The 8009-nt window shown below is 68.0% G+C and carries 6 protein-coding genes; 5 read left to right on the top strand and 1 reads right to left on the bottom strand.

The genetic code is table 11. The annotated features are described in order from the left end of the window. Positions 1 to 290 precede the first annotated feature (290 nt). From ACGFQC_RS17155 to ACGFQC_RS17145, 3 genes are all read left to right on the top strand, one after another. Positions 291 to 659 (top strand): tyrosine-type recombinase/integrase, encoded by a 369-nt coding sequence (locus ACGFQC_RS17155; RefSeq protein ID WP_363091654.1) that lies wholly within the window; start codon positions 291 to 293, stop codon positions 657 to 659. Between the two features lie 18 nt (positions 660 to 677). Further along, a complete protein-coding gene (locus tag ACGFQC_RS17150; RefSeq protein ID WP_363091655.1) occupies positions 678 to 1049 on the top strand; it encodes a helix-turn-helix transcriptional regulator in 372 nt (123 codons plus the stop codon). 428 nt (positions 1050 to 1477) lie between these two features. Then, positions 1478 to 2599: an integrase gene (locus tag ACGFQC_RS17145; protein WP_363091656.1), complete on the top strand. Its 1122-nt coding sequence runs from the start codon at positions 1478 to 1480 to the stop codon at positions 2597 to 2599. Positions 2600 to 3250: 651 nt separating this feature from the next. Here the strand turns inward: ACGFQC_RS17145 and ACGFQC_RS17140 are convergent. Beyond that, on the bottom strand, positions 3251 to 5788 hold the full coding sequence (locus ACGFQC_RS17140; protein ID WP_363091657.1) for a Helicase associated domain protein: 2538 nt from the start codon (positions 5786 to 5788) through the stop codon (positions 3251 to 3253). Positions 5789 to 6078: 290 nt separating this feature from the next. On the opposite strand from ACGFQC_RS17140, the gene ACGFQC_RS17135 reads away from it, so the two are divergent. Both ACGFQC_RS17135 and ACGFQC_RS17130 read left to right on the top strand, forming a co-directional pair. Continuing rightward, positions 6079 to 6267 (top strand): hypothetical protein, encoded by a 189-nt coding sequence (locus tag ACGFQC_RS17135; protein WP_363091658.1) that lies wholly within the window; start codon positions 6079 to 6081, stop codon positions 6265 to 6267. Between the two features lie 990 nt (positions 6268 to 7257). Further along, positions 7258 to 7665: a hypothetical protein gene (locus ACGFQC_RS17130; RefSeq protein ID WP_363091659.1), complete on the top strand. Its 408-nt coding sequence runs from the start codon at positions 7258 to 7260 to the stop codon at positions 7663 to 7665. The last annotated feature ends 344 nt before the right edge of the window (positions 7666 to 8009 follow it).

The raw sequence follows: 8009 nt of genomic DNA, 5'->3' as shown, positions 1-8009 counted from the left end.
GTGTGGGCCCACCCCTTGGTGGTTGGTCATTCCGTGACCAACCAGCCCCCCCCGCATTAATGCCGCCCGCGCCCGGGGGGGGGGCCCCCCCCCCCCCCGGGGGGGGCCCCCGCGGCCCGGCCCCGCCCCCCCCGCTCTGCTTCCCCCACCCGCCCACAGGGCCGAACATAATCCCTCCGCCGGAAGGAGGGCCGGGGCATGATGGAGCCATGTCCAGGTCCTGCGGGTGTGGCCGCGCCGGGTTCGGCAAGGCGGCCAACGCCTCGGGACCGCGACCGAGATGGACACCCATGCTCGACGGGCTGGACCGGATCCTTGCCTGGTACCAGAACGATGTCCGCCCCTTCTTCCCTGACACCGCCCCGCTTTTCTGCGATATCCACGGGCAGGACCTGAAACCGGACACCGTACGGGATCGGCTCTCCCACCTTCTGGATCTGGAAGGCCGCCCCCAGGACGACCGGTTCACCCCGCACGACCTGCGCCGCGCCTGCGCGACCCACCACTACGAGCAGGGCATGGACCTGCTCACCGTCCAGCAACTGCTGGGTCACCGGCATATCGCCGCGACCATGGCCTACGTCCGGCCTTGTCGCACCTTCGTCGAGGACGCCTGGCGCCGCGCCACCCGTACCGCCATCACCGGCCTGGCCGGCTGACTACAGCCAGGAGCACCGATGACCACACCCCAGCTGCACGCCATCGACCCTGCGGACCCGCCGCAACAGGTGGAGTGGAAGCTGCGGATGGCTGCAGCGCAGCGCGGCATCTGGACAGGCACCGAGCTGCGCCGTCTCCTGGCTGAGCGAGCCGGCCTCAAGCTGTCCGCGGCATCGCTGTCCGCGCTGTTCACCAAACAGCCATCCCAGGTGAAGCTGTCCACCCTGGCCGCCCTGTGCGCCGCGCTCGACTGCACCCCAGGTGACCTTCTGACCTTGCGTGAGCCCGCCGCGTCCCCAGCTCCTTCGCCGCGCACCGCCCCCGAGCCGGCCCCACTGCCCTCTCCGCAGCAGCCCGTACCCCGCCACCGATCCCTGCCACCGCTGTGACCGTATCCGAGCCTGCGAAGAACCCGCCCGTGGCCCCCGGTGCCGCATCCCTGACCGTCAAAGACAACTGCCCGGCCTGCCACAGACTGCGTTGGCTGCGCACCGACACCGGCCGCTGCCCCTGGTGCTCGCGCACGTGCACCACATGCGGCGCCCCTCGCCGATCAGCGGAACAACGGTGCGCGGCGTGCAGACACCGCGCCGCCGGACAGCCCGAACGAGGGCAGTGCCAGCACTGCGGACGCCGACGCGTCCTCGACGCGACGACTCAACGCTGCCGGACCTGTGCTGATCCCGCCAACGCCCTGCCTGCGGCATGCTGCACACGGTGCCGCACCAGCGGCCAGTGGGCCAAAGGCCTGTGCAAGCGCTGCTACGAGCATTCACCGCACACCGTCCTGACCCGCGCGGCCGGCTGGGCAGAGCGCATGCCTACCCCGCCCTCCTGGTGGCGCGACCTCGCCGCTCACTTGGCTGGGCACCGCCACCCGATCTATGCGGCCGACGTCGTCGCCACCACCGCGCGCCTGGTCCTCACAACCACGACCTCTGAGCCCCGCACCCTGCTCGCGCACGCCCGAAACGACGCCCCCGGACTTGTCGGAGCACTCACCGATTTCTTCCGAACCCACGGCCACCTCGACCCACCTTTGGACCTCGCCGGTCGACGAGCTGCAGCCCGCCGCGCACGCCGTATCGAGGCCACACCCGCCCTGTTGCGCCCCCAGGTCAGAAAATTCGCCGACTTCCTGCTGCACCAGCGTGAGCAGGCCCAGCAGCTGGGGTTACGGCCGAACCAGCTGAAGACCACCGAGATCCGCCTGGACGCCGTCCGTGACCTGGCCCTCCACCTCTACGCCGAGGGCCATGTGCACTGGGCGAGTGTCACCACCGCGCAGCTGGAATACTTCCTGGCCCTCGCCCCGGCCCGTCGTGCTTCCCGCCTCGCGGGACTGCGTCAGTTCTTCGCCTATGCCTACCGCTCCAAGGCGGTCCTCCACAACCTCGCCGACCCGATAACCGCGGTGCAGCAACGGGGATTTCATGGACCTACCCTCGCACTGGCTCAGCAGCGAGCCCTGCACAGACGGTGGACCACCAAGCAGGACATCCACCCGCACGAGGCCTTCATCGGACTCGCCGCCCTGCTCCACGCAGCAACGATCACGGAGCTACGCCTGCTCACCGACACCGGAATCGACCCTGATCACCAGAGCGTTCAGTTTCCCGGCAGGTCAGTGGCCCTCCCGCTGGACGACGCGACTTGGGGGGCCCTGCAGCGCTGCCAAGAACATCGACGCCGCCTCGGCTCGGACAACCCCCACCTGCTCGTCACACGCCTCACCCGGACGCGCCGCGGCCCGGCCGGCACCGCTCACGTCCGCGACAGCCTCGCCCCCGTCGGCCTACTGCCACGCATCCTGCGCTCCACCCGCCTGCTCACCCTCGCAGATGAACTCGACATCAAGGTACGCACCACATCGCTGGGCATGTCATACGCAGGGGTCGCCCACTACCGGCCCGGAACAACGCCGACGAGCTTCATGTGACAGACCACGCACTTCGTACGCAATACGTGCGTCGATCGAACGCCATCCGTACGTTTCATGGGTCACAATGTGAGAGGTGTTCCATGTCCGAGCCGATGCGCTGGTTGCGTCCCGGTCTGCGGCTGCCGTCGCCAGCGGAACGCAAGCGGTCACCGCAGGCACGTTGTCACGGCCTCACACCAGGCTAGCCCGCCATAACCGGGGGGTTCCTAGGTTCTCGGCATGACGATGATCGCCAGCTGGCTTGATCAGGGCATTCGAATGAGAACGGCGGGAACACACACTTCATGACGAACTCCGATGACGAAGTGCAGACGTCCCATACACCGGGATCCCAGCCGAGCGTCCGCCCGGGTTCCGACGAACCGCAGACGATTACGGCGCCGACACCGCCCGTCGCGTGGAGCGGTGACGCTCCGGACCAAGCCGACCTGGCCGACGAAGAGGAGTCGGAACGGCCCCGCCTTCACGGAGAATCGAAGACTACGTCCCAGAGCGACTGAGCCCCTCCTGGGGATGCGCTGGAAACGGCGTGTGTTGGGGCAAGGTCAGAGCCCTGCAGGTGCGGCGACGGCCACCGGCTGGTTCCGAGGAAGTCGACCCATGCCAGGGTGACGGTGGGCTGTCATGATCAGGCGGTTGCGTGCATGGTCATGTCCAGCGCATGCCGATGGCGGCCAGTTGCTCCACGCGCTCTGGTAAGAGCGTCGCGGCCCTGCTCCGCTGGTTACCTACCCATGCCCCGAGCCGGAGCTCTCGGACCTCCTGGTCCTCGCCGCTACTGGCGTCCCCCTCACCGCCGTCCCCGCCCACGGTGATCGTCTCGATGTGCTTGCGCGGTACTCGAAGGTGTCTCTCCCGCTCGTAGAACTGCCGGGCGGCGGCGAGGTGGAGCGCCCACTTCTCGGCCTGGCTCGTGCGGGGCTTGGGTTTTTCGTCGTCGGTGGCGGGTTCGATGCCGAGGACGTGTTCGCACATCCACTGCTGGACGGCGGTGAGCTTGTCCCACCCGAGCCGGACCGAGCGCACCCACCGCCCCAGATCCTCGCCCTGGTGGACGACCACCCCGGGCTCCATCGGCAGTGCGCCGCCAGCCTCCAGGTGCTGCCGGGTGAGGTGGAAGGCGCGTTGCCATTCCACGGGCCAGGCCGGGCACCATGACGGGTCGATGTCCTCGAGCTGTTCGCACCGTTCTTCCGAGAGTGCCCCGGCCGCTGACTGCACGGGCCGGCCCTTGGCACGCCGCTGCTCGTTCTCCTGTGCTCGCCGGGCCGCGGCCCGCGCGTTCTTCAGAAAGATCCCCACCCGGTATCCCTGGTAGGTGGCGTCCGTGGGTGCCAGGAGGTGCCCGTGTTCGGCGGCCCACCCGCGCGCGGCCGCAAGGCCCTCTTCCCAGGCGACGTCGTAGTGCGACCAGACCATGCCCAGCTTCTCCAGATGCTTGATGCGGTCTTCGTCCATGTCGCCGCGGGTGTAAAGGCGTCGGGCGTCGGCGATCCACTGCCCCAGTGGGAAGGCTGCGAGGGAGGCCGGCCACCCTTCGGCTTTAGCCTCCTCGCTCCCGTTGTCGGGGACGCGGTAGGTGAACGGCACCTTCAGGTCCCCGTGCTCGCGGACGTAAATGGTGGCGGCTTCGATGCCGCGCCGCCAGTGCTGGTGTTCGGGGTGGAGGACGCGGAGGTTGATGAATGCTGCCAGCTGTGCGGGGTCGCGCGGTGTGCTGAACTTCAGCAGTTCCCGGGCCGGCACCGAGAGTCGGTCGCTCTCGGCTCCCTCGCCTTCCGCCCCGCTGCGGCTCTGCACACCCCTGACACGGCTTCGTGCTTGTTGCTCGGCGAGCTGCTCGACGATGCGGGCATCGTGTGCGCGGAGTGCCTCGAGCAGTTTCGCCAATCCACCGAACGCCCGCGAGGTGAGCATGCTGTCGGCCGTTTCTCCGGGTCCGAGCAGTACCGGTACGACCAGGGAGGCGGTCTTGCCTTCGCCGGGTTGCATGCGCAGTGCGCGGCCGACGGCTTGAACGAGGTCGGGCATGGAGCCGCGTACGTCGGCGAAGTACACGGAGTCACAGTGGGATGTATCGATGCCTTCGCCGAGCACGCGAACGGACCCAAGAAACGTCTTCTCCACGACGGTGCCGTCAGCAGCGATTCCCCTGGAGAACTCGTCCAGGACGCGGCGCCGGTGGAGCGGCTTGTGGTCGCCGCACAGCCAGTTGGCCCAGACCATCCGCGGGTACAGCTCCGGGTCGGTGGAATGCAGTCGCTCGGAGACGTGGGGGAGGCCGGCCGCGAACGCTTCGGCCTCCTTCACCAGGTGGTGGAAGACGAGAGTGCGCTGAAAGCCCTCTTCCGCAGAGGCTTTTACCAGAGCGGTCTGCAGGGCGGCGAGCCGCGCCCCGCGTACCTGCTCGGAGCGGGCGTCCTCGCCCAGGAGCTGTGCGGCTTGGAGCTGTGTGTCGGTGATGTCCAGGCACACGACCTGGTAGGGGGCACAGATTCCCCTGTCGATGGCCTCCGAGAGCGTCAAAGTGAACGCCCTGCTGCCGAACGGCCCGTCCGGATCGTCCTCCATCGAGGCCACCAGTTCACCCGGCGCGCCCTGCTCGGAGTCCTCGTCGAGCTGCCACAGCCGGGGAGTGGCGGTCATGTACAAGCGGCGCAGGGCGGGGATGCGGGTGTTGTCGTGGACGACCGCCCACGGTTTCCCGATCCTGCCCGAAACCCGGTGCGCCTCGTCGACGACGATCAGGGACCATCCCGGAAGGCCGGCGGCGTGTGCGCGTTCGAGTGTGCCGAGCCCGAGTGAGGCGTACGTGGCGAACACGGTGACCTTGTCCAGGTGGCAAGTCCACTCAACCAGCTCGTCCACGTCTGTGGTGTTGGGGAAGGACACCTCATGACCGTGCAGGGACGAGACCCCGATCATCGGGCCTGTCCGGCCTCCCTCGCGCCACGCGGTCTCGGTCTGGGCGAGCAGGTCCAGCGAAGGAACGAGGACGAGCACGCGGCCCGCACGGAGCTCCTCCGCGCTCCGGGTGGCCACGAGGGTCTTCCCGGTTCCGGTCGCCATGATCACCTGAGTGCGCAGCCCCCGCTCCGGCACAGTAGATCTTCCAGGAAATTCGAGTGCCCGAAGTACCGCGTCCACGGCTTCTCGCTGGTGGGGACGGAGTTCCTTCACAGCCATTCCGATCTGCCCTTTTCTGCAGGCTGGACGAAAAATCCCACGCGCCAAAGGCCAGCAACCAGCATGCCATCGCCATGGATGGGGCACGACGCCCTACCAAGACACCGCAGTCACACCTCTGCTCCGGGACACAGATGACCACCCTCAAGCGGGCCACGGAACTCACATCGATGGCCCCATCCAACTCCAGAGTCTATCGCACGCATAGAATGAAGCAGAACAAGCAGAGAATCAACACAGACCTCCGGGGTACTCCCTCCCCATCACTGTCCACCCTGCAGGAGAGAGCCATGACACAGAAGACAGGAACCGACGAGGGCAACCGGTTCTGCAAGGCGTGCGGCACGCCGGCCGAAGACGGCAAACTGTGCAACCACTGCAACGCCGTCCTGGACCTCCCCGACACTGCAGGGCTGGTCGAGGACCAAGGCGCGGCAGTGCGACGCGACTTCGAAGGACGCACCCAGCAGCAAGAGTGAACGACGACCGAAGGACGAACCCCGACCAACCCGACCCGTTGAAGAGTGTGCACTGGGGTACATGGGGCGGCATGGCATCCACAACTGATCGCGTCATGTCCTTGCGGGCCGTGCGGCAGCTGCGCCGGGTCCGCGCCTTCTACGCGGGAGGCGCCCTGCTGTGGGCGGTATTGACCGCCTGGACGGCCTGGCAGTTTCCCAGCAGCCGGCAGATGTGGGTATCCGCCCTCCTCCTGGCCGCCTTCAGCGGCCTCCTGCTCACAGCCTCCCTATGGCTACACCGCCTTCAGGCCGCAGGCTCGCGACGCCCCGCGCACCACGCCGCATCACACAGGGCCACCGCACCACGCCACGCGCACGCCTGACCAACTGCCGGTAAGGCAGTACCACCCGCGACCCCTGGTCTCCTCGTGTTTCTGCGCCTCTTCGCGGGCTTGGTTGGAGGTCGTCGCCCTCAACTGCTCTGGCCAATAAATAGCCCTCACGGTGTGGCTGGATGAAGGACCCTGGCAGGACCGAACCCTGTGAGCATCTCTGAAGCCGGTGGGGCCGTCTGTTTTCGGCCCTCTCCCAGACGTCGGGAGGCAAGGGGAGGGCAGGGGGTAGGCGGATAGGTATGGATGGCACACGACTGCGACAGGATGATCAGAGCACACAGGCAACCCGTGCCCGAGGAACGATGCGGATCTGGCGGTGGGCCAGGTGGGCGGCACTTGTTCTCGCGGCCAGCTGGGCGGTCAGCTGGATCGTCAATCTCGTCCAGGGCGAAGGGGGACGGGACCTGTGGTGGCCTCTGGCCAGTACCGTCATCTGGACAGCGATGACTGTGTACGGCTTCAGGACCTACCGGCGGATCGGGACAACGACCCTGCCGACCATCACCGGCCGCCCGTCTGCTTGACCACCTCGGCCAGCCCGCTCCCTTGTACTGCCTCCGGGCAGGAGCACCGAACAGTGACGCGGTCGTACGGAAGCCGAGAGGGAATGGCGATGGAAGCGGCCAAGTGGTCGGTGGACCGAGAACGCTTGACCCAGTGGGTTCCTGAGGGCGAGCGGATGACAGCCGGCTGCGCGGTGACATACGGACGCACACTGTGGGGCCTGCTCCCACGACGCGCTTCACTTCTGTTGACCGACCGCCGGGTAGGAGTACTGCGCCACCGGGGCAACGACCTCCAGTACGCCATACGCGGTATCTGGTTCGAGATGATGCGCGGCGAGGCCGTGGCGGTCTGCAGGAACCCCCAGGTGCGGGTGGAGTTCGACAAGGGACAGGAAATCGAACTGCGCCGGCACGAGGGCGGGGTGGAGCGCCTGCTGATCAGCCAATGGGACGCGGTGCATGCTGAAGCCCTGTACGCGGCGTTCCCTGGCGAGGGCAGCGATCCGCAGTCCTGACACCGCCGTGAGAGCCGGGCCGCTCAAGCCGGCGGGCTGCTTCGACCACACCACCAGACCCCCCTTGTTGCCGCTCGGGCCGAAGGCCCGCGGCCAGGCGCCGCGCAGCGGGGCCGGCCTTTGTGTGGCGCATCGCGCCATCGGGTGGCTGGAGCGCAGCGGAAGCCCCCTGTGGGGCCGCAGGCCCCACAGCTCCGGTAGCGCAGCGAACGGAGCCTCACCCGCCTTGCGCAGCAAGGCGGGTGAGCGGGACGCGCAGCGTCCCGCCAGCCCTCACGCTCCGCGTGACCGCAACACCCGCGCGCAGCGCGGGTGTTCGCTTGCATATCGCGCAGCGATATGGT

Origin of the sequence: Streptomyces sp. NPDC048734 (assembly GCF_043198675.1) — a bacterium.
Lineage (GTDB): Bacteria > Actinomycetota > Actinomycetes > Streptomycetales > Streptomycetaceae > Streptomyces.
This window is presented reverse-complemented; position numbering and strand designations above follow the sequence as displayed.